We start from the raw sequence: 19451 nt of genomic DNA on the forward strand, positions 1-19451 counted from the left end.
AGTTCAACCAGAACAGCTACAAGGTCTCGGGCGGCCTGCACGGCGTGGGCGTGTCGTGCGTGAACGCGCTCTCGAAGATGCTGCGCCTGACGGTGCGGCGCGAGGGCAAGGTGCACGTGCTGGAGTTCAGCAAGGGCTTCGTGCAGAACCGCCTGCTCGAAATGGTCGACGGCGTCGAGGTCTCGCCCATGCGGATCACCGGCGAGACGGACAAGCGGGGCACCGAGGTGCACTTCCTGCCCGACACCGAGATCTTCAAGGAGAACAGCGACTTCCACTACGAGATCCTCAGCAAGCGGCTGCGCGAGCTCTCGTTCCTGAACAACGGCGTGCGCATCCGCCTGGTCGACGAGCGCACCGGCAAGGAGGACGACTTCTCGGGCGCCGGCGGCGTCAAGGGCTTCGTCGAGTTCATCAACGGCGCCAAGAAGGTGCTGCATCCCACGCCCTTCCACGCCACCGGCGAGCGCCCGGCCGACAGCTACGGCGGCATCCCCGGCACCCACATCTCGGTCGAGGTGGCGATGCAGTGGAACGATGCCTACAACGAGCAGGTCCTCTGCTTCACCAACAACATCCCGCAGCGCGACGGCGGCACCCACCTGACGGGCCTGCGCGCGGCGATGACGCGGGTGATCGGCAAGTACATCGAGAGCAACGAGCTGGCCAAGAAGGCCAAGGTCGAGGTCAGCGGCGACGACATGCGCGAGGGCCTGTGCTGCGTGCTGAGCGTGAAGGTGCCCGAGCCCAAGTTCAGCAGCCAGACCAAGGACAAGCTCGTCTCCAGCGAGGTCCGTCCCGCCGTCGAGGAGGCCGTCAGCCGCACCCTCGAGACGTGGCTGCTGGAAAACCCCAACGATGCGCGTGCCCTGTGCGGCAAGATCGTCGAGGCGGCGCGCGCGCGCGAGGCCGCCCGCAAGGCGCGCGAGATGACCCGCCGCAAGAGCGTCCTCGAGGGCGCCGGCCTGCCCGGCAAGCTCGCCGACTGCCAGGAAAAGGATCCCGCCCTGTGCGAGCTCTACATCGTCGAGGGGGACTCGGCCGGCGGCTCGGCCAAGCAGGGCCGCGACCGCAAGTTCCAGGCCATCCTGCCCCTGCGCGGCAAGGTGCTGAACGTGGAAAAGGCGCGCTTCGACCGCCTGCTCTCCAGCGAACAGATCACCACCCTGATCACCGCCCTGGGCACCAGCATCGGGCCCGATTTCAACATCGACAAGCTGCGCTACCACCGCATCATCATCATGACCGACGCGGACGTGGACGGCGCCCACATCCGCACGCTGCTGCTGACCTTCTTCTACCGCCAGATGCCCGAGCTGGTGGAGAACGGCCACATCTACATCGCGCAGCCGCCGCTGTACAAGGTCAAGGTCGGCAAGGAGGAGCAGTACCTCAAGGACGGCGCGGCGCTGGACGCCTTCCTGCTGCGGGTGGCGCTGAAGGACGCCAGCGTCATCACAGGAAGGTCGCCTGACGGCTCCGTGCCGGCGGCCAATGTGATCCGCGGCGAGACGCTGGACGAGCTGGCCCGCAAGCACCAGCTCGCCGAGGCCGTGATCGAGCGCCTGGGCGCCTTCATGGACGTGGAGGCGCTGCGCGCCATCGCCGACGGCGTGGCGCTGAACCTGGACACCACGCCCGAGGCCGAGGCCAGCGCCGTCGCGCTGCAGGCCAAGCTGCGCGAGCTGAACAGCAACGGCGCGCCGGCCGAGGTGTCGAACGAGTTCGACGCGCGCACCGACAAGCCGCTCTTGCGCATCAGCCGCCGCCACCACGGCAACATCAAGAGCAGCGTGATCACGCAGGACTTCGTGCACGGCGCCGACTACGCCGCGCTGGCCGAGGCGGCCCACACCTTCCGCGGCCTACTGGGCGAGGGCGCCACCGTGCGCCGCGGCGAGGGCGACAAGGCCAAGGAAGAAAAGGTCAGCGACTTCCGCGGCGCCATGGCCTGGCTGCTCAGCGAGGCCGAGCGCGCCACCAGCCGCCAGCGCTACAAGGGCCTGGGCGAGATGAACCCCGAGCAGCTGTGGGAGACCACGATGGACCCCGAGGTGCGCCGCCTGCTGAAGGTGCAGATCGACGACGCCATCGAGGCCGACCGCGTGTTCACCATGCTGATGGGCGACGAGGTCGAGCCGCGCCGCAACTTCATCGAGACCAACGCGCTCCGGGCGGCGAACATCGACGTGTGAGCCGAAGAAAGGCGCTTCCTCTTTTTCCCGCAAAGGCCGCCTCGTGCGGCCTTTTTCTTGACCGCATCCGCCCGATTGTTTCTGCTGCGTGAACGCCGTGGTTCCGTGAATTGCGGGTTTTCCCTAGGTTTTCGGCGCACACTTCTCTTCACAGAACGACGCCCCACCGGCAGACATGAAGCGAGGTGAGAGGCGGTTCTGGATGGACTCGGCACCGCTGCGGTGGCCGCCCCGAGCGACAAGCGAAGGACGGCGCCCCCCGATACCGGTTCGACATTCATCCATTGATCGATATTCGAATGAAAGGAATCGCCATGAAGAAGACCTCCCAACTCCTCGGTGCCACGATGCTCGCCCTGCTGGGCGTGGCCGGCTCGGCGCATGCCGAAGTCTATGAAGGCGTGCTGAGCATCGACTCGGTGCGCAGCCGCGCCGAAGTCGCTGCCGAGGCACGGCAGGCCGCGCGCCTGGGCGACCAGTTCGGTGAAGCGGCCTTCGCCGGCGTCACCACGCTGCCCGCGAACTCGGCGGTCTCGCGCGCTGCGGTGCGCGAAGGCGCGATCCAGGCTGCCCGCGCCGGCGACCTGTATGGTGAGGCGGCATCGCAGCAGCCCGTGTTCGCCGGCCAGCTCGACCGCGCCACGGTGCGCGCCGAGGCCCGCGAGGCCGCGCATTCGGCGCCGACCCTGTAAGCCTGCACACGCGACAGTGCGACAAAAGGCCCTCTGCTTCGGCAGAGGGCCTTTTTCTTTTTTCCCTTGGCGCGGGGCTCAGCGACCGGGCAGCGGCCGGCCCGTGACGCTGGCGACGAGGCGCGCCAGCCGCGCGACGCCGCCGGTGCCGCTGGCGGCGCGGCCGATCAGCGCGCCGCCGGCCCCCGCCTTGACCAGCCGGCCCAGCAAGGAGCCGCTGCGGCCTGCGGACAGGAGCAGCACGACGCCCAGGCCCAGCACGATCAGGTGCTCGCCCGGCAGGTCGGGGCGGCGCTCGTCGGCCTCCTTGAGCACCTGCAGCCAGTCGCGCAGGCTGGACGGGGCGGTGACGGAGGAGTTGTCGGGATCGAAATCGGTGTCGGCGGTGTCGGGCATGGCAGTTCCTCGCCGGGATAAGGCTGGGGGTTCGGGCCCGGGCAGCGGCCGGTGTCCGCGCCGCGCCCAGGGCCCCATTGTGGCGACGGCCGCAAGGCGAATGCCGCGGGCGCCGGCCCGCGCGGCTGTAGGCGGGGGCGCACGCACGGCGCTTTCATGCTGCCGACACATGGCCAAGCGATGCTTCCGGGCCTCCAGAACACCGGCCTGCCTTGTCGGACCGCTATCGATTCCGTAGCGATTGGCGTAAATACCGACGCTGAGCCCGACTCTTGCTACGCAGAATCCGACGGCGGCCGGCCGCTGCCTTCCCAGCCTCCGATCGCCTCTTTTCTTCTCCTCCTGCGTCGCCCCGCCATGAAGCTCCCTGCTCTTGTCGCCTCGGCCGCCAGCGCGCTGCTGCTGGCCGCCGCGGCGAATGCCGCCACCAACCCACCGATCCGCATGGCACCCGAGGGCGTCGAGTACATGTGCGGCGGCGCTAGCCAGGACGAACTGGCCTTCATGGACATGGTGTCTCCGCGCTGGGCCGCCACGCTGGAGTTCGCGGTCGCGCGCGGCCGGCGCGGCGAGTTCTCCGAGCCGGTACAGGTAAAGGTGCGCAACAAGTACAACGGCGACCACGTGCTGTCCGCCCAGGCCCACGGCCCGCTGATGCTGGCCCGCCTCACGCCCGGCACCTATGACGTGGAGGCCACCATCGGCCCGCTGACGCTGCAGCAGACGCTGACCATCGGCCTGGGCGCGCCGGCCCGGGCGTTGTTCGTCTGGCCTTCCAACTTCAACATGGCCTCGGCCACGCTGCCGCGCCAGGCCCTGGCCCAGGGCACCGCCAAGGGCGACTGACCGCGCCCTCCCCGGCGGCTCGCCGGCCGCCGGGTTCTCCACGTCCGCCGCAGCCGCCCGCACCGGCAGGATGTCTCGTTTCCGGCCGAACTTTCGCGGCCGATTCCGGTCCCTGAGACATCGCCGCAGGAAGCCTTGCGAAGTCCCGCGCAGGCTGCATCTGCTGCTCCTGTTTGAAGAGCACCCAAGGCCCATCCGCCGGACGGCGCGGCGCCGAGCAGATAACCCGGATTCATCGTATGCTGCGCTGCAACATGCTCCTGCCATGCCCCTGGCCTCCCTCACCGTCCTGACGACCCTCGTGCACGTGTTCGTCGCCCTGCGCCTGCTGCCGGCGCTGGCGGCGGCCACGCCTGCCTGGCCGCTGGTGGCGGTGCTGCTGGCGCTGTCGGCGGTGTGCATGCCGCTGCCCTTCGTGCGCCGGCGCGGGCCGCACCGGCTGTGGGCCGTGGTGCAGTGGGCCGGCCTGCTGGCGATGGGCTGGTTCTCGTCGCTGTTCCTCCTCACGCTGGTGCGCGACGCCGGCCTGCTGCTGGCATGGGCCGGCGCCTGGGCCGCCGGCGCGGCGCCGGACTGGCCGCGCTGGCAGGGCACCAGTGCCGTGGTCGCCGTGGCGCTGGCCACGCTGGTGACGCTGGCCGGCTACGTCAACGCGCGCCGCACGGCGGCGGTGCGCCGGGTGCGGGTGCCGATCGAGGGGCTGCCCTCGCAGCTGGACGGCTTCACCATCGCGCAGTTGTCGGACCTGCACGTGGGCCCCACCATCCGGCAGCGCTACCTGCAGCGCGTCGTCGACGCGGTCAACGCGCTGGGCGCGGACATGGTCGCCATCACCGGCGACCTGGTGGACGGCACGGTGCCCGAACTGCGCGAGCACGTCGCGCCCCTGGCGCGGCTGAAGGCGCGGCACGGCACCTTCGTGGTGACGGGCAACCACGAGTACTACGCCGGCGCACCGGACTGGATCGACGAGCTGCGCCGCCTGGGCCTGCGCGTGCTGCTCAACGAGCACGTGGTGCTGCAGACGCGCAGCACGCACGGCGCGCAGACGGACGAGGAGCTGTTCGAGTGCGCGCTGCTGGTGGCGGGGGTGACGGACTACACGGCCGGCCACTTCGTGCCGGCGCACGCCAGCGACCCGCATCGCGCCCTGCACGACGCGCCGCCGCTGGTGCACACGCGCGTGCTACTGGCGCACCAGCCGCGCAGCGCCGCGGCCGCGGCGGCGGCGGGCTTCTCGCTGCAGTTGTCGGGCCACACGCACGGCGGGCAGTTCTTCCCGTGGAACCTGTTCGTGCCGCTGCAGCAGCCCTTCACCGCGGGGCTGCACCGGCTGCAGGCGATGTGGGTGTACGTCAGCCGCGGCACCGGCTACTGGGGTCCGCCCAAGCGCTTCGGCGCGCCTTCGGAGATCGCGCTCATCACGCTCACCTCGGCACGCTGAGCCGAGGGCGAGGCCATGTCCTACCCGGGGATGCGCACGGCAGCCCGTGCACGGCCGACCGGATCGGCGCAAGATTGCTGCCGGGGCAAAGGCTGACCCGGCAGCGCCGAGCGCGGTCCGGACGGCCTGGCCGCAGATCGGAGCTGAAAAGCCATGCACAACAAACAAGGCTTCCTGCCCCCCGGCGCGCGTCGCGTGCTGGGATGGTGCGCCGCCGCCGCGGCGGCGATGCTGGCCTCGCCCGCGGCGCTGGCCTTCGAGGACCGCGACATCGGCGTGTACGTCGAGGCGGGCCAGGCACCGCACGACAGCGGCGACACCACGGTGCTGAGCGCCGGCGCCATGTTCCCCTGGACGCCCCGGCAGCCGGTGCGGGCCGGCGCGCTCTCGTTCTACTGGGACGTGTTCGCCAGCCAGTGGCGCGCCCCTGTGGGCAGCCTGCGGCGCGAGTACACGCAGGTCGGCGTGATCGGCACCTGGCGGCTGCGCTTCGACCAGGGGCGCTCGCCCTGGTTCGTGGAGGGCGGCGTGGGCGCCACGGTGATGGACCACGTCTACCACACGCCCTCGCGCGACTTCAGCACCGCCTTCCAGTTCACCGAGGTGCTGGGCGCCGGCTACAGCTTCGGCGCGCACGGGCAGCACGAGCTGTCGCTGCGGCTGCAGCACTTCTCCAACGCCGGCATCCGCAAGCCCAACCCGGGCGAGAACTTCGTGCGGCTGCGCTACGCCGTGCGCTTCTGAAGAACCGGCCGAAGGCGGAAGAAGGCCATAGGCCATCCGTCGGCTGACGGCGGCCCCGCCGGGGTGCCTAAGATGGCGCCCTCATTTCCTGCAGGAGCGGCGCATGGCCCCGAGAATTCCGACCTGGTTCGCGCACGCCTGCGCGCTGATGCTGGCCGGGCTGCTGCTGGCCGGCTGCGGCAACAAGGAGCCCGAGGAGCGCGCCGCCTTCATCCAGTTCCTGCAGACGCGCGTGATCGACCGTCCCGGCGTGCGCGTGCCGCAGCCGACCGAGGAGCAGAAGAAGCCCTTCGGCGCCTATGCGCAGCACTACACGGTGATCACCGACTTCAACACGGCGATGAACCGGACCGCGCAGCAGATGGACGGCATCGTCGCGAAGGGCTCCCTGCGCTCGCTGTCGGACGTGGTGGCGCGGCGCGACGACCTGCGCAGCGTGCGCGAGGGCGTGCAGCAGATGCGCCGCGCGCTGGACGAGAACCTGGCCAAGGCCAACGCGGCGCGCGCGCAGCTCCAGCAGCCGGAGGACCTGAAGGCGGTGTTCGACAAGGCCTACGACAAGACCGTGACCACGCCGGCCGGCATCTTCCGGGACGTGTTCCCGGCGCTGGACGCGGTGTTCGACGGCGCCATCCGGATCGGCGACTACGTCGACGCGCACAAGTCGCAGATCCAGGTCTCCGGCAGCACCTTCACGGTGAGCGACCCGAAGGTGCTGAACGAACTCAACGGCATGCTGCAGCAGCTCAACAGCCACTCGGCCGCCATCCAGACCGCGCAGCGCAGAATGCGCACGGCGGTGGCCGGCGGCTGAACCGGCTCAGCGCGGCGCCGCCACCGCCAGCCGGCGCGCGTTCGCCTCCATGCCCAGGTACAGCAGCGCCGCCACCCCCAGCGGCAGCCAGTAGTACATCGCGCGGTAGCACAGCACCGCCGCGATGATCCCGGCCTGGGTGAGCGGCGGCGCCAGCAGCGCGACGAACACCGCCTCCAGCACGCCCAGCCCTGCCGGCACGCGCGAGAGCAGGCCGGCGACCGCGCCGATGAGCAGCACGCCCAGCGCCATCGGATAGGGCACCGCGCCCTGCAGCAGCACGGCCATGGCGGCGCCCATCGCGCTCCAGTTGGCGCACGACAGCGCCAACTGCACCAGGGCCACCCGCAGCGACGGCAGGGCGATCTCGTGGCCGCGCACGCGCCACTCGCGCCGCGGCGAGAAGGCGCAGGCCAGCAGGTACGCGACCGCCACGGCGACCAGCGCCGCGCCCAGCACGCGCTGCGCGATGCGGCCCAGGTGCCAGTCCTCGGGCATGGCCAGCGGCCACAGCAGGAAAGCCAGGCCCGCCAGCAGGCAGTAGCCCAGCCAGTTGGTGAGCATGCTGCTGCCCACGATGCGCGCGATGACCGGCGCGTCCAGCCCGAGGCGGGCGTACAGCCGTGCGCGCATGCCCACCGCGCCCACCAGCGTGCCCATGTTGAGGTTGAAGGCGTAGCTGACGAAGGTGATCGCCATCACCGGGCCGGCGCGCAGCGCGTGGCCGGTGTAGTGGCGCCCGATCAGGTCGAAGGTCGCGTACAGCAGGTGGCTGAGCGCGGCGAAGCCGGCGGCCAGCGCCAGCACCTGCCACGGGTAGGCGCGCATCGCGGCGAGCACGTCGCCCCATGCGATGGCGCGCGCCTGGTTCGCCAGCAGCACGACGACGACGCCGAGGAAGGCCGCGATGGCGATGCGCCGCACCCACGGCCATCCGCGCCAGCGCCGCCAGGCCGCCGCCGGCGCACGGCGGTGCGGAGGCGCACCCGCCTGGGCGGTGGCCTCGGTAGCGGAAGAGCAGGCCATGGTGCCGATGCGGGTCTGCTGCCGGCGCGCCGCTCAGGCGGCGTCGGTCTGCGCCGCCGGGCCCTGCGGCGGCGCGTCCGCGTCGCCGGGCTGCACGGGGGGCCGGGCCGGCTCCAGCCGCGGCACGTGCCGGGGCAGCCAGCCGGCCCATGAGGGATACCAGCGCATGAAGTGGAAGACGAAGAAGCTGCGCACCAGCCGCCAGACGCTCCATTCCTGGAGCTGCGAGGCCTCCACCTGCTGGCAGCTCGTGCGCATGAGGTGCTCCAGCCGGCCCGACAGCTCGGCGTTGAAGGCGCGGTCGCGCACCATCACGTTGGCCTCCAGGTTGAGCGAGAGGCTCAGCGGGTCGAGGTTGCTGGAGCCGACGGTGCTCCAGGCCCCGTCGACCACCGCCACCTTGCCGTGCAGCGGGCGCTCGCAATACTCGTGGATGCGCACCCCGGCATGCAGCAGGTGGTGGTAGAGCATGCTGGCGGCCGTCTTGACGATCGGCATGTCGGGCTCGCCCTGCAGGATCAGGCGCACGTCCACGCCGCGCCGGGCCGCGCGCCGCAGCGCCTTGACGATGCGGTAGCCGGGAAAGAAGTACGCGTTGGCGATGACGATGCGCTCGCGCGCGCTGCGGATGGCCGCCAGGTAGTGGCGCTCGATGTCGGTGGTGTGGCGGCGGTTGTCGCGGCTGACGAACATCACCTCGGCGGAGCCGACGGGCTCGACCGCGGCGTCGGCCGTGTGGTCGAGGCGGCGGCGGAACCAGCGCGCGCCCTTGCCGCGAAGGTCTCCCACGGCGATCGCGCGCAGCACGAAGCGGTGGATGTCCGCCACCACCGGGCCGGCCAGCTCCACCGCGTAGTCCTGCTTGGCCTTGGGGCCGAAGTCCATCACGTGGTCGGCAGAGTAGTTGATGCCGCCGACGAAGGCGCGCTCGCCGTCGACGACGACGATCTTGCGGTGCATGCGGCGGAACACGTTCAGCCGCTGGCCGAACAGGCGCCGGCCGGGGTCGAACACGCGCACCCGCACGCCGGCCTCGGCCAGCGCACCGAGGAAGCCGGCCGACAGGTCGGGCGAGCCGAAGCCGTCGATCATCAGGTCCACCTTGGCGCCGCCGCGCGCGGCCTCGCACAGCGCGGCATGCAGGCCCAGGCCGACCTTGTCCTCGAACAGGATGAAGGTCTCGACGATCACCTCGCGCCGCGCCTGGCGGATGGCCTCGAACACGCGCGGGAAGAAGGTCTCGCCGTTTTCCAGCAGCTCGACGCGGTTGCCCCCGTGCCAGCGGTTCACAGCAGCACCTCCGCCACCAGCGGCGCATGGTCCGACAGGTGCGACCAGGGGCGCCGCGGCAGCACCACCGGCGCGTGCGCCTCGGCGTTGCGCACGTAGATGCGGTCCAGCGGCAGCACCGGGAAACGCGCCGGGAAGGTGCGCGCCGCTGCGCCGTTGGCGTGGCGGAACACCTCGCGCAGCCCCGCGCCTTCCTCCAGCACGCCGTGCGCGCGGTTGCGCCAGTCGTTGAAGTCGCCCGCCACGATCAGCGGCGCGCCGGCAGGCACCTCGTCCTGCACGATGTGGCACAGCAGCTCCAGCTGCTGCTGGCGGTGCGCCTCGGCCAGGCCCAGGTGGGCGCAGATCACGTGCACGTCCAGCGGCCGGCCGGGCAGGCGCAGCACGCAGTGCAGCAGGCCGCGGCGCTCCGGCCCGGCCACCGAGACGTCGTGGTTGCGGTGGTGCACGATCGGGAACTTCGACAGCACCGCGTTGCCGTGGTGCCCCTTCGGGTAGACGGCGTTGCGGCCGTACGCGAACTGCGGCCACATGGTGTCGGCGAGGAATTCGTAGTGCGGCGCCTCGGGCCAGTTGTCGATCTTCTGCCCGTGCTGCGAGTGGGTGCCCAGCACCTCCTGCAGGAACACCACGTCGGCGCCCACGGTGCGCACCGCGTCGCGCAGCTCCGGCAGGATGAAGCGGCGGTTGAACGCGGTGAAGCCCTTGTGGGTGTTGACCGTCATCACCTTCAGCGATTTCTGGGGTGCTGCAGCGGCCAGGGGAAGTTGGGCGGGCGACAGGAGGGACACCTGCTCTTTGTACCGGCCCGGCGGGCCCGCCCCTGTAGGAACGCCGCCCAAGTTCCCGCCCGCCGGTGCTGCGCGCAGCGCGGCATGCCCCGTTTCCTACAGCGCGGTGCAGGCTGCCCCGACACCCCGCACCGCGCCGCAGCACGTACCTTGGGGGCAAGGGATCGCGCGCCACCGCGCCTTCCCGAACGACGACGAAAGGAAACCGCCATGAAGACCCATGCCCACCGCTTCGCTCCCGTGTTCGCCGCCGCGCTGCTGGCCGCCGGTGCCGCCGTGGCCCAGATCGCGCCCGCCACGCCGCAAACCACGGGCGAAGGCAGCACCCTGTCGCGCACCGGCGTGCCCAACCCCACGCAAAGCCCGGACGTGACGATGCCCAACTCGCGCGAGAGCGTGAAGGCCGAGGCGCGCATGAACAACCACAACCTGGCGAACAGCAACACGCCGCCCGGCCAGGCCAGCACCACCACCAACCACCAGCCGAACGCCACCCCGATGGTGAGCCAGCGCACGCGCGGGGAAGTGCGGCAGGAAGCCCTGCACCGGCCGCGCCCCTTCGGCGACACGGGCGAACGCCCGAACAACGTGCCGACCAACCCGACGACGCGCACCGGCACGCCGAACTAGGCGCCAACAAGCACGAAAAAGCCCGCGGCGGATGCCGCGGGCCTGTGTGAACCGACGGGGGCGGGCCCCCGCGCTGCGGCTCAGCTCTTGGGCGCCTGCTGCCCCGCCTCGCCGCCGGCCGGCTGATGGCGCGGACCGTGGTGGCGATGATGGCCGTGGCCGCGCGGCCCCATGCGCATGCCTTCGGCGTCGAAGGTCTTCTGCTGCTCCGGCGAGAGCTGCGCATAGAAGGCCTTGATCGCGTCAGCGCGCTTGGCGAACAGCGCGGCGCGCTCGGCCTGGCGGGCCTGCATGCGGTCCAGCCGCTCGGGCGTGGTGAGCTGGCTGAACGCGGCGCGGTCCGGGCGCTGCGGCGGCTTGGCGTCGCGCGACGGCTGCACGGCGGCGGCGTAGGTGTTCCACGCGCCTTCCTGGGCGGTGCTCAGCTTCAGCTTGTCCTTCAGCGCGGCCATGCGTTCGGCGCGGCGCTGCTGCATGCGTTCGAAGCGCTTGGCGAAGTCCTTGCGCTCGGCATGCGGCTTGGCCGGGGCCGCCGACTGGGCCTGTGCAGGCGCGGCCGGTTCGGCGGCGGCGGGCGGCGTCTGGGCCGAGGCAGCAAAGGCGGCGGAGGCCAGCACGCCGGCCCACAGAACACGTTGGCGAAGAGAGATCATGCGAGTCCTTCCTTTCCTGGGTTGCTGCTGCAGTCGATGTGTGCAGCAGGTGAGACGCAGTGTGGAAGGCCCGCTTGTCCGGTCCATGAGAGCGGGGTCAACGCGGGGTGAGCGAAGGTAAAGAAGGATGAAGGCGGCGCGCAGTTGTGCTCACTTCGGCCGCGGCCGGCCCAGGCCGGCGTCGGGGCGGCTCAGGCGGCCCGCGCGCAGCTCGCCCACCGCATGGACGACGGCGCGGGCGACGTTGCGCACCTCCTCCTGCAGCGCCAGGTCGGCATCCAGGGCCTCGTGGCTGTCGGCGTAGGGCTGGTAGTAGCCGATGTAGCGGTCCAGCCGCGCCTGCGTGCCGGCGTCGACCAGGCCCATCCAGTCCAGCCAGTCGCTGAGGTTGCGCCGCAGGCTCTCGATGCCGGCCACGTCGCCGTGCACCACCACGCCGTAGACGCGGCCCTCGAGGTGTTTGGGGTAGTCCCATCCCTGCAGTTCGAGCGCCTTGGCCTCGTCTACCGTCTTGCCGTGGGTGGAGGTGGGGTCGGGGTTGCCGCCGTCGGCGCACACCAGCCGGTCGATCATCAGCTTGAGCGCGCTGCTGGCCTGGTACCAGTGGGTGGGCGTGAGCACGATGACGCCGTGCGCCGCGACCCAGCGCGCGTAGATCTCGTTCATCCAGTCGCCGGTCTGGCGCAGCGCGTGGTTGGGATAGCAGCTGCACGGCCAGTGGCACAGCGGCATGGCGGTGGAGACGCAGCCCTTGCACGGGTGGATGTGCCGGCCGTAGTCGGAGGCGAGCAGGCTCAGGTCCAGCAGGTCGGCTTGCAGGCCGGCGGCTTCCAGTTCCTCGCGGGCGATGTTCGCCAGGCGCCAGGTTTTGGACACCTCGCCCGGGCAGGTGCCGTCGTTGCGCGGCGAGCCGTTGACCAGCAGCACGCGCGAGGGTGTCTCCGGCCGGCCCCAGGCCGCCTGCGCCGCGTCGATGCGGGCGCGGGCCTCGATCCAGTCCACGGAGAGTTCGTAGTCCGGGTCCGCGTGGCCCGGCCCCGCCCTGCGCGTGGCGGGCGACTTGCGGCCTTCGTCGTAGGCCTGCCAGGCGATGGCCTCGAGCCGCGCCAGCGCGCCGGCCTCGGCCGCGAAGGCCGGGTCCTGGAAGTCCTGCATGAAGCGCAGGCGGAATTCGTCGCGGCCCAGGGTGCCCGGCGCCTGGCCCTTGCGGATCGTGGGGGTCTTCATGGTGCAGCCATGATGGCGCCGCCGCGCCGGCTGGGATGACGGCGCAGGCGCCGTCACGGCCGCCACGCAGCGCCGACAGCGGGGCCGCCGCCGCTCACTCGCTGGCGGGCGACGGGTAGCGGGCGCTGTCCACGCTGCGCAGCAGCGCCGCCCGCTGCGCGCGCGAGATGCCGCGGATGCCCTCGGCCACCCACTTCAGGCGCTGCGGGTCCAGCGTGCCCTCGCGCGCCCAGCGCTCGGCCGCCAGGCCGGGCGCATGCAGCATGGAGGCCAGCCACACGGCCTGCGCCGGCTCCAGCCGCGCGGCGGGGCGCTTGAAGTAGTGGCGTGCCGCCGCCTCGGCGCCGCACACGCGGCCCCAGGGCGCGTTGTCCAGGTAGAGCTGCAGGATGCGCGCCTTGCCCAGGGTCTGCTCCATCTCCACCGCGTACAGCAGCTCGCGCAGCTTGCGCTCCAGCGTGCGCTCGCTGCCGGTGACCAGCATCTTGGCGAGCTGCTGGGTGATGGTGCTGCCGCCGCGGTCGATGCCGCCCTTGTGCTGGTTCTTGTCGAAGGCAGCGGCCAGCTCGACCAGGTCGTAGCCGGGGTGCTGGAAGAAGCGCTGGTCCTCGGCGGCGATCACGGCGCGCGCCAGCCAGCTGTCGGCCCGCAGGCCGGCGCCGGGGCCGCAGGCGGTGCGCGCGCCCAGCATGGCCTCGGTGCCCAGGCCGGCGACAGCGAACTGCGCCACGCGCGGCTGCACGCCGAGCGGGCCCGCCGCGCCGCCCGGCAGCGTGAACTGCACCTTCAGCCCGGCGGTGCCGCCGATCTGCGCGCGCTGCAGTTCGGGCAGTTCGGGCGTGAGCACCGCGTACCAGCGAGCGATGGGCGCGTCGGCGAGGTCGGCCTCCACGCGCAGGTCGCGCTGCGTGAGCAGGCCGGTCCACCGGCCCTGCAGGGGGCCGCCGTTGGGCGTGCCCTGTGGCGGCACCGCCTCCAGCTCGCCGGCCAGCCGGCCGGCGTCGCGGCGCACGGTGATGCCCAGGTGCTCCAGCCTGAGCGGCTGCGGCCCCAGCGCGGGCACGGCCGCCTGGCAGGGCGCGCAGCGCACCTGCAGCTGGCGGCGCTCCTCGTTCCAGTGCAGTTGCACGGGGCCGTGCGCGGTGTCGAAGCGCCGGCCGTCGAGCCAGGGCGCGAACCAGGGCGTGGTGGCCAGGCGGATCAGCGTGGGCACGCCCAGGTCCAGCGTCAGCGGGCCGATGCGGCGCTGCATCGCCCATTCGTCCTTCGCCGGCGCCAGGACGATCTTCACGATCAGGGCCAATGCCACTGCCGCCGTCAGCAGCAGCGCCAGCAGGCTCCACAGCACGAAACGCAACGCCTTCTTCACACACTCCCTCTCGCGGATCCAGGCTCACAGGGGCGTGACGACCGTCACCGCCTGCCACGGGCCGGTGGAGCGTCCGCCCACCCCGGCCCAGTACCAGGCCGAAGTGTCGGTGAAAGCCTGCCCCGCGGCGTCCTCGATGCGCTCGCACACGCGCAAAGCGCCGCTTGCATCGCGCCGGGCGTGGAAACAGCGCCACAGGCGCGCCTGCTCGTCGCGCTCCAGGCGCGTGCGCTCGATGCGCCAGCCCAGCGCGCGGTAGCAGTCCGCCGCCGGATGCAGCATGCGGGTGGGCCGCACGACGTGGCGCAGCACGAAGAGGTGGCGCTCGTCGGTCATGCGCGCGATGTCGCCGGGGAACTGGCGGGCGAAGCGGGCCTCGACGGCGCTCAGGGCCAGCGGGCGCAGCGGCGCGCCGTCCCATTCGCGCGGCCACTCGTGCGCCGTCGGCGCGGAGGACGACGGGCCGGCCTCGCGCCCGCCCGCCAGGGTGGCCGCCAGGCACAGGGCCATCACCAGGGCGAACAGCGCCTTGTGCAGCACGCGGTGCGCGAAGGTGTTGGCGAAGCAGCGGGTGGACCACGAGGCGTCAGGCCAGCGCATGGCGGTCTCCCGGGTTCGCGCGCGGCGCCGCGGCGCCGGCCGGCCGCAGCATGGCCCAGGCGATGCCGCCGCACACGGCCGCCAGCACGGCCAGGCCCAGCGCCTCGTGCGCCCACGGCGCCAGCGGCCGGCCGGCGCCCTCGAGGCCGACCAGCACGGCGTTGCGCAGCACGTTGCCGGCCAGCACCAGGGCGCTGACGGCGGGCAAGCGGGCGAGGAAGCGCCGGTCGGTGCACCGCATCAGGAACAGCGCCACCGCGCAGGCGGTGAAGTAGCCCAGCCACACCATCTGCACGCCGGAGCAGGGTGCATCGACGATGACCAGCTGCCCGTCGATCCACAGGCTGCTGCCCTCGCGCGCCACGGCGAAGAAGGGCGCCAGCAGCCAGCGCCCCGCCTCGGCGGTGACGACGCGCAGCGGGTAGCCAGCGTAGAACTGCAGCGACGACAGCAGCGGCAGCGCCAGCACCGCCAGGCCCAGCACCGGCGCCGCCGCTTGCCGGTGCGGCAGGAAGGCGAGCAGGCCGGCCGCCAGCGCCAGCACGGCCAGCAGGCCGGCGGCCAGCGGCGGCAGCGCGGCCAGCAGGCCGGCGGCCAGCGGCGGCAGCGCGGGCAGGCCGAGGAGGCCGGCGCGCAGCAGGCTGGCTGCCAGTGTCAGGGCACCCGCGCAGGCCAGCAGGCCCAGGCGCGGCGCGGCGCGCAGTTCGCGCCGCTGCTGCCAGGCGAAGGCGGCGAGCGCGGCCAGGGCCAGCAGGCCGAGCGGGTCGTCGGAGCCGTCGGCCAGGCGCGCGGCCATCCACCGCCAGGTGGGCCAGAGGGCGAGCGCCTGCGCGGCCAGCCACGCGGCGGGCGGCACGCGGTCCAGCCGGATGCCGGCGTCGAGCCAGCGCGGGTGGTGGGTGGCAAGGTGAGCAAGCGTCATGGCGGCCCTCATGCGGTGTGCTTGCGCGGATCGTGGCGGCGCGCGCGCCGGCGCAGCATCAGCAGCATCGACAGGGCCACGGCCACGGCACCCAGCGTCTCGGGCTCCGGTGTGCTGGGCACCTCGGCGCCGAGCGCGTTCTCGCTCACGCCCTGCGGCAGCGGCAAGGGCTGGTCCACGGCGGTGCTGCCCGCGGTGTTGCGCACCACCTTGTCCACCGCGATGAAGCTGGTGTACTGCGTCAGCAGGCTGTACTTCAGGCCCAGGCCGGTGATGGCCTGGCGCTGGCCGTCGCCGCCTTCCAGCGCCTCCTGGTCGCTCAGCGCGGCGATGCGGTGGCGCGCCCACAGCGCGCGCAGGGCCGGCGCGTCCTGCGGGGTGCGGCCGTCGATGCGCACCTCCTGCTTCCAGGGGCCGGCGGCGCTGCGGCCTTCGATGGTGACACCGCCACGGGCTTCGCCGCGCCACTTGCCGAAGACGATCACCGGCCGCTCGCCCAGCACGTCGGGCAGCACCGCGGGCTCCACGTCGTAGACATCCAGGCCGGAGAACACGGCGCGCACGTTGGTGAGCACGGGCGACTCGATCATGCGGCGGAAGCGCGCCGCCTGCTCCGGCGCCTGCACCGGGTCGGTGATGATGAAGGGCTCGCCCATGCCGGCACGCGCCAGCCCTTCCATCAGGTGCCGGTTGACCGAGGAGCCGATGCCGAAGGAGAACAGGTTGGCCTTGTTCAGGTTGCGGCGCACCAGCTCGAAGGCCTCGCGCTCGACGGTGACGTAGCCGTCGGTGACGACCACGATGCTGCGCGACACGCCCTCGGCCTTGGGCTCGGCGTAGGCGCGCTTCAGGGCCGGGATCAGCTCGGTGCTGCCGCTGCCGTTGTAGTTCCTGATCGTCGCCATCGCCTGCTCGATGTTGGCGCGCGTGGCCGGCACGGAGTGCGCGTTCAGCATCCGGTTGCTGCCGGAGAACAGCAGCACATTGAAGGTGTCGCTGGGCCGCAGGCCGCCGATCAGGCGCTCCAGCACCGTCTTGGCGGTGTCGAGCGGGAAGCCGTGCATCGAGCCCGAGATGTCGACCACGAAGATGTAGTCGCGTGGGCTGATGGCGCTGGCCGGCACGGCCTTGGGCGGTTCGATCATGGCGAGGAAGAAGTTCTCGGCGCCCTCGCCCTGGCCCTTGTGCAGCATCAGGCCCGACTCGATGCGCTCGCCGGCGAGGCGGTAGTCGATGACCACGTCGCGGTTGTCCAGCGGCCGGCCGTCGGCGGTGAGCACCACGTCGGCGTGGCGGCCCTCGCCGTCCTTCTTCACGTCGATGGCGTGCGTGAGCGAGCGCACTTCCTTGATGCCCAGCGGCGTGTCGATGCTGGCCTTGAGCGTGAAGCGCGTGTCCGGTGCCACGTCCGCGCGCAGCGTCGGCTGCGCGACCCACTTCGCGTTCGCCTGCGACGACTGCGGGCTGTTGTAGCGCGGCCCGACGACGGTGGGAAAGACGAACTGGTAGTTGCCGCCCTGCGGCACCAGCAGCTCGGTGTAGCGCAGCTCCACCTTCACGTCGTCGCCGGGCAGGATGTTGGCGACGTTCATCTGGAAGACGTTGGGCAGGTGCTGCTCCAGCAGGGCGGCGGTCTTGCCTTCCTTCTTCGCGGTCTCGTATTCGATCTTCGCCTGCTGCTTCTCGCGGATCTGCGCGGTGATCAGGCGGTCGGCCAGGCGCACGTTCAGTCCGCCGACCGCGGACTTGGTCGAGCCGGGAAAGACGTACTTCGCCTCGATCGGCCGCTGACCCTCGTTGCGGTAGGTCTGCGTGACGGTGACGTCGGCGATCACGCCGGAGATGCGCACCTGCACGTCGGTGCCCTTCAGCGGCAGGCGGTCCACGTCGGGCGAATCGCTCTTGACGAAGAAGTAGGGGCTTTCGGTCTTCTGGCGCGGCGCGTCGGCGGTCTGCGCATGCAGCGGGCGTGCGACGAGCAGCGCGAAGCCGGCGGCGGCCAGGCCGGCGGTGGCGAGCCACAGCCAGCGGCCGCGGCGCGGCGGCGCGATGTCTTCTGGAGTTTCGGCGGTGTTCATGGCGCGGTTCCTTCCTCGGTGGTGACGCATGGCGCCACTGTCCCGGCATGCCGAGAAGGCAGAAGGAAGCGCGTGCGAAGGCCCCGGCGCTGTGTGAAGTGGGCGTGAAGTCCGCGTGGCGAAGCCTTCATACCGGCTTCGGCTGCGGTGGCGAGCATCGGCCCCGTCGTCTGTCACACGAAACGAAGCCAAGGAGAAGAAGACGTGATCCACCACCTCGCCCGCACCCTGCGCCAGTCGGCGCTCGTCAAGGTGCTCGTGCTGCTGCTGCTCTGGCTGCTGCTGTGCATCCCGCTCGGCCGCATCGAGGAGCTGGTGGGCGAGCGCGGCGCCAGCCAGAGCGAGGCCGAGGAGGAGCTGGCCTCCACCTACGCCGGCGCGCAGACCGTGACCGGGCCCTTCCTGGTGCTGCCCTACGTGGAGCAGTGGACCGAGACCGAGCGCGACAGCCAGGGCAAGGTGATCGGCCAGAGCCGGCGCAGCAAGCCGCGCACGGTGCTGGCCTTCCCGCAGCAGCTGCGCATCGACGGCAGCCTGCAGCCGCAGGAGCGCTACCGCGGCCTGTTCCGCGTGCTCTTCTACAAGCTGGATGCCGGCTTCGGCGGCCGCTTCGCCGCCGCCGGCCCGGCGCCGCGCCCCACCGAGCGCGACGCCACGCTGGTGCCCGGCACGCCGGTGCTGGCCTTCTCGGTGAGCGACGTGCGCGGCATCGAGGGCCTGCCCGACGCCACGCTGGACGGCACGCCGCTGCGCTTCGCCCAGGGCGTGCCGGGCGTCGGCGACGCACCCCAGGGCATCCATGCGCCGCTGCCGCCCGAGCTGGCGCGCCGCGTGCTGGCCGGCGAGCCGATGGATTTCAAGCTCGCGCTCAAGCTGATCGGCCAGCGCCGCCTGGACCTGGTGCCGGCCGCCGACGACACCGAGGCGCACATCGCCTCGCCCTGGCCGCACCCCAGCTTCGGCGGGCGCTTCCTGCCGGCCGAGCGCACGGTGACGGACGGCGGCTTCGACGCACGCTGGCGCATCTCCTCGCTGGTGAGCACGGCGCGGGCGCAGTTGCTGCAGCGCTGGACGGCCGAGCAGGCTTCGCCCTCGATGGACGCCGCCTGCGCCGGCGGCGACTCCGCCTGCATCGCCGCAGCCAGCGCGGCGGCATCCGCGGCACGCGCCGCCGGCGTGCCGATGCGCGAGACCGACACCTTCGGCGTGGCCCTGTCGCAGCCGGTCAACATCTACTTCATGGCGCACCGCGCCGCCAAGTACGGCGCCCTGTTCATCGGCCTGGTGCTGATGGCCAGCTTCATGTGCGAGTTGCTGCGCCGCCTGCGGCTGCACCCGGTGCAGTACGCGCTGGTGGGCCTGTCCGTCGCCCTGTTCTTTTTGTTGCTGCTGGCCCTGTCGGAAAAGCTAAGCTTCCTGCCCGCTTATGCGGCCTCGGCTGGCGCCAGCGTGGCGCTGCTGATGGCCTACTTCAGCGCAGTGCTCGGCGGCTGGCGGCGCGGCGCGGTGCTCGCGGGCTTCGTGGCGGTGCTGTATGCGGCGCTCTACGTCCTGCTGGCCTCCGAGGGCAACGCCCTGCTGCTGGGTGCGCTGCTGACCTTCGGCATGCTGGCCGTGCTGATGCTCGCCACGCGGAACGTCGACTGGTATGCGCTGTCTGAAGGAGGCGGCGCCGACGCCGCCTCCCCGGCTTCGCCCACCGAGCCGCTGCGAACCTGATCGCTTTTTCTCTCT

The 19451-nt window shown here is 72.0% G+C and carries 18 protein-coding genes; 8 read left to right on the top strand and 10 right to left on the bottom strand.

The genetic code is table 11. The features are described 5' to 3' along the window. The coding region (locus ACIY1X_RS04330; protein WP_399678262.1) for a DNA gyrase subunit B at window positions 1-2195 on the top strand (2195 nt) is incomplete at its 5' end. A gap of 314 nt (window positions 2196-2509) precedes the next feature. Continuing rightward, window positions 2510-2887: a helicase SNF2 gene (locus ACIY1X_RS04335; RefSeq protein WP_399678264.1), complete on the top strand. Its 378-nt coding sequence runs from the start codon at window positions 2510-2512 to the stop codon at window positions 2885-2887. Window positions 2888-2965: 78 nt separating this feature from the next. Here ACIY1X_RS04335 and ACIY1X_RS04340 read toward each other — a convergent pair whose 3' ends face one another. After that, window positions 2966-3283, bottom strand: coding sequence for a hypothetical protein (locus ACIY1X_RS04340; protein ID WP_051952919.1), 318 nt, complete (start codon window positions 3281-3283; stop codon window positions 2966-2968). A gap of 357 nt (window positions 3284-3640) precedes the next feature. Here ACIY1X_RS04340 and ACIY1X_RS04345 point away from each other — a divergent pair, with 357 nt between their 5' ends. The 4 genes from ACIY1X_RS04345 to ACIY1X_RS04360 all read left to right on the top strand — a co-directional run bounded on the left by ACIY1X_RS04345 (window position 3641) and on the right by ACIY1X_RS04360 (window position 7131). Next, entirely contained in the window at window positions 3641-4129 is a 489-nt protein-coding gene (locus ACIY1X_RS04345; protein ID WP_399678267.1) for a hypothetical protein, read from the top strand. A 265-nt stretch (window positions 4130-4394) separates the two neighbouring features. Further along, window positions 4395-5573 carry a metallophosphoesterase gene (locus tag ACIY1X_RS04350; RefSeq protein ID WP_399678270.1) on the top strand — a complete coding sequence of 393 codons (1179 nt, stop codon included), beginning with the start codon at window positions 4395-4397 and terminating at the stop codon, window positions 5571-5573. A gap of 153 nt (window positions 5574-5726) precedes the next feature. Beyond that, window positions 5727-6317, top strand: a complete 591-nt coding sequence (locus ACIY1X_RS04355) for an acyloxyacyl hydrolase (RefSeq protein ID WP_399678271.1) — start codon at window positions 5727-5729, stop codon at window positions 6315-6317. Between the two features lie 103 nt (window positions 6318-6420). Continuing rightward, on the top strand, window positions 6421-7131 hold the full coding sequence (locus ACIY1X_RS04360; RefSeq protein ID WP_399678274.1) for a DUF3053 domain-containing protein: 711 nt from the start codon (window positions 6421-6423) through the stop codon (window positions 7129-7131). Window positions 7132-7137: 6 nt separating this feature from the next. Here the strand turns inward: ACIY1X_RS04360 and ACIY1X_RS04365 are convergent, their stop codons facing one another. Genes ACIY1X_RS04365 through ACIY1X_RS04375 form a run of 3 tightly spaced genes read right to left on the bottom strand, consistent with a single transcriptional unit; the run spans window position 7138 to window position 10172 of the window. Beyond that, on the bottom strand, window positions 7138-8157 hold the full coding sequence (locus ACIY1X_RS04365) for a YbhN family protein (protein WP_399678275.1): 1020 nt from the start codon (window positions 8155-8157) through the stop codon (window positions 7138-7140). Window positions 8158-8190: 33 nt separating this feature from the next. Beyond that, window positions 8191-9447 carry a cardiolipin synthase ClsB gene (gene clsB, locus ACIY1X_RS04370; protein WP_399678278.1) on the bottom strand — a complete coding sequence of 419 codons (1257 nt, stop codon included), beginning with the start codon at window positions 9445-9447 and terminating at the stop codon, window positions 8191-8193. Further along, complete coding sequence (locus tag ACIY1X_RS04375; protein WP_399678280.1) at window positions 9444-10172, bottom strand: endonuclease/exonuclease/phosphatase family protein; 729 nt, start codon at window positions 10170-10172, stop codon at window positions 9444-9446. Before ACIY1X_RS04375 ends, clsB begins: the two co-directional genes overlap by 4 nt. 276 nt (window positions 10173-10448) lie before the next feature. On the opposite strand from ACIY1X_RS04375, the gene ACIY1X_RS04380 reads away from it, so the two are divergent. Next, window positions 10449-10868 (top strand): serine/threonine protein kinase, encoded by a 420-nt coding sequence (locus ACIY1X_RS04380; RefSeq protein ID WP_399678282.1) that lies wholly within the window; start codon window positions 10449-10451, stop codon window positions 10866-10868. 80 nt (window positions 10869-10948) lie between these two features. Here the strand turns inward: ACIY1X_RS04380 and ACIY1X_RS04385 are convergent, their stop codons facing one another. The 6 genes from ACIY1X_RS04385 to ACIY1X_RS04410 all read right to left on the bottom strand — a co-directional run bounded on the left by ACIY1X_RS04385 (window position 10949) and on the right by ACIY1X_RS04410 (window position 17717). After that, window positions 10949-11521 (bottom strand): Spy/CpxP family protein refolding chaperone, encoded by a 573-nt coding sequence (locus ACIY1X_RS04385; protein ID WP_399678285.1) that lies wholly within the window; start codon window positions 11519-11521, stop codon window positions 10949-10951. 150 nt (window positions 11522-11671) lie between these two features. Beyond that, window positions 11672-12748 carry a flavodoxin family protein gene (locus ACIY1X_RS04390; RefSeq protein WP_399678287.1) on the bottom strand — a complete coding sequence of 359 codons (1077 nt, stop codon included), beginning with the start codon at window positions 12746-12748 and terminating at the stop codon, window positions 11672-11674. A 94-nt stretch (window positions 12749-12842) separates the two neighbouring features. Then, the gene (locus ACIY1X_RS04395; protein ID WP_399678289.1) at window positions 12843-14117 is read right to left on the bottom strand and encodes a biosynthetic peptidoglycan transglycosylase; all 1275 of its coding nucleotides are present in this window, start codon (window positions 14115-14117) and stop codon (window positions 12843-12845) included. Between the two features lie 24 nt (window positions 14118-14141). Continuing rightward, a complete protein-coding gene (locus ACIY1X_RS04400) occupies window positions 14142-14717 on the bottom strand; it encodes a hypothetical protein (RefSeq protein ID WP_399678292.1) in 576 nt (191 codons plus the stop codon). Beyond that, window positions 14704-15639, bottom strand: a complete 936-nt coding sequence (xrtQ, locus tag ACIY1X_RS04405) for an exosortase Q (protein ID WP_399678295.1) — start codon at window positions 15637-15639, stop codon at window positions 14704-14706. Before xrtQ ends, ACIY1X_RS04400 begins: the two co-directional genes overlap by 14 nt. Window positions 15640-15647: 8 nt before the next feature. Beyond that, on the bottom strand, window positions 15648-17717 hold the full coding sequence (locus ACIY1X_RS04410; RefSeq protein ID WP_399678298.1) for a VIT domain-containing protein: 2070 nt from the start codon (window positions 17715-17717) through the stop codon (window positions 15648-15650). 204 nt (window positions 17718-17921) lie between these two features. On the opposite strand from ACIY1X_RS04410, the gene creD reads away from it, so the two are divergent. Continuing rightward, window positions 17922-19436, top strand: a complete 1515-nt coding sequence (gene creD / locus ACIY1X_RS04415; RefSeq protein ID WP_399678299.1) for a cell envelope integrity protein CreD — start codon at window positions 17922-17924, stop codon at window positions 19434-19436. The last annotated feature ends 15 nt before the right edge of the window (window positions 19437-19451 follow it).

Source organism: Xenophilus sp., from assembly GCF_044462705.1.
Lineage (GTDB): Bacteria > Pseudomonadota > Gammaproteobacteria > Burkholderiales > Burkholderiaceae_C > Xenophilus > Xenophilus azovorans.

What these genes read in the sequence shown, in the direction of transcription:
- ACIY1X_RS04335 (WP_399678264.1), top strand. Translation starts at nt 2,510, where the DNA reads ATGAAGAAGACCTCCCAACTCCTCGGTGCCACGATGCTCGCCCTGCTG.
- ACIY1X_RS04340 (WP_051952919.1), bottom strand. Translation starts at nt 3,283, where the DNA reads ATGCCCGACACCGCCGACACCGATTTCGATCCCGACAACTCCTCCGTC.
- ACIY1X_RS04345 (WP_399678267.1), top strand. Translation starts at nt 3,641, where the DNA reads ATGAAGCTCCCTGCTCTTGTCGCCTCGGCCGCCAGCGCGCTGCTGCTG.
- ACIY1X_RS04350 (WP_399678270.1), top strand. Translation starts at nt 4,395, where the DNA reads ATGCCCCTGGCCTCCCTCACCGTCCTGACGACCCTCGTGCACGTGTTC.
- ACIY1X_RS04355 (WP_399678271.1), top strand. Translation starts at nt 5,727, where the DNA reads ATGCACAACAAACAAGGCTTCCTGCCCCCCGGCGCGCGTCGCGTGCTG.
- ACIY1X_RS04360 (WP_399678274.1), top strand. Translation starts at nt 6,421, where the DNA reads ATGGCCCCGAGAATTCCGACCTGGTTCGCGCACGCCTGCGCGCTGATG.
- ACIY1X_RS04365 (WP_399678275.1), bottom strand. Translation starts at nt 8,157, where the DNA reads ATGGCCTGCTCTTCCGCTACCGAGGCCACCGCCCAGGCGGGTGCGCCT.
- ACIY1X_RS04375 (WP_399678280.1), bottom strand. Translation starts at nt 10,172, where the DNA reads ATGACGGTCAACACCCACAAGGGCTTCACCGCGTTCAACCGCCGCTTC.
- ACIY1X_RS04380 (WP_399678282.1), top strand. Translation starts at nt 10,449, where the DNA reads ATGAAGACCCATGCCCACCGCTTCGCTCCCGTGTTCGCCGCCGCGCTG.
- ACIY1X_RS04385 (WP_399678285.1), bottom strand. Translation starts at nt 11,521, where the DNA reads ATGATCTCTCTTCGCCAACGTGTTCTGTGGGCCGGCGTGCTGGCCTCC.
- ACIY1X_RS04390 (WP_399678287.1), bottom strand. Translation starts at nt 12,748, where the DNA reads ATGAAGACCCCCACGATCCGCAAGGGCCAGGCGCCGGGCACCCTGGGC.
- ACIY1X_RS04400 (WP_399678292.1), bottom strand. Translation starts at nt 14,717, where the DNA reads ATGCGCTGGCCTGACGCCTCGTGGTCCACCCGCTGCTTCGCCAACACC.
- xrtQ (WP_399678295.1), bottom strand. Translation starts at nt 15,639, where the DNA reads ATGACGCTTGCTCACCTTGCCACCCACCACCCGCGCTGGCTCGACGCC.
- ACIY1X_RS04410 (WP_399678298.1), bottom strand. Translation starts at nt 17,717, where the DNA reads ATGAACACCGCCGAAACTCCAGAAGACATCGCGCCGCCGCGCCGCGGC.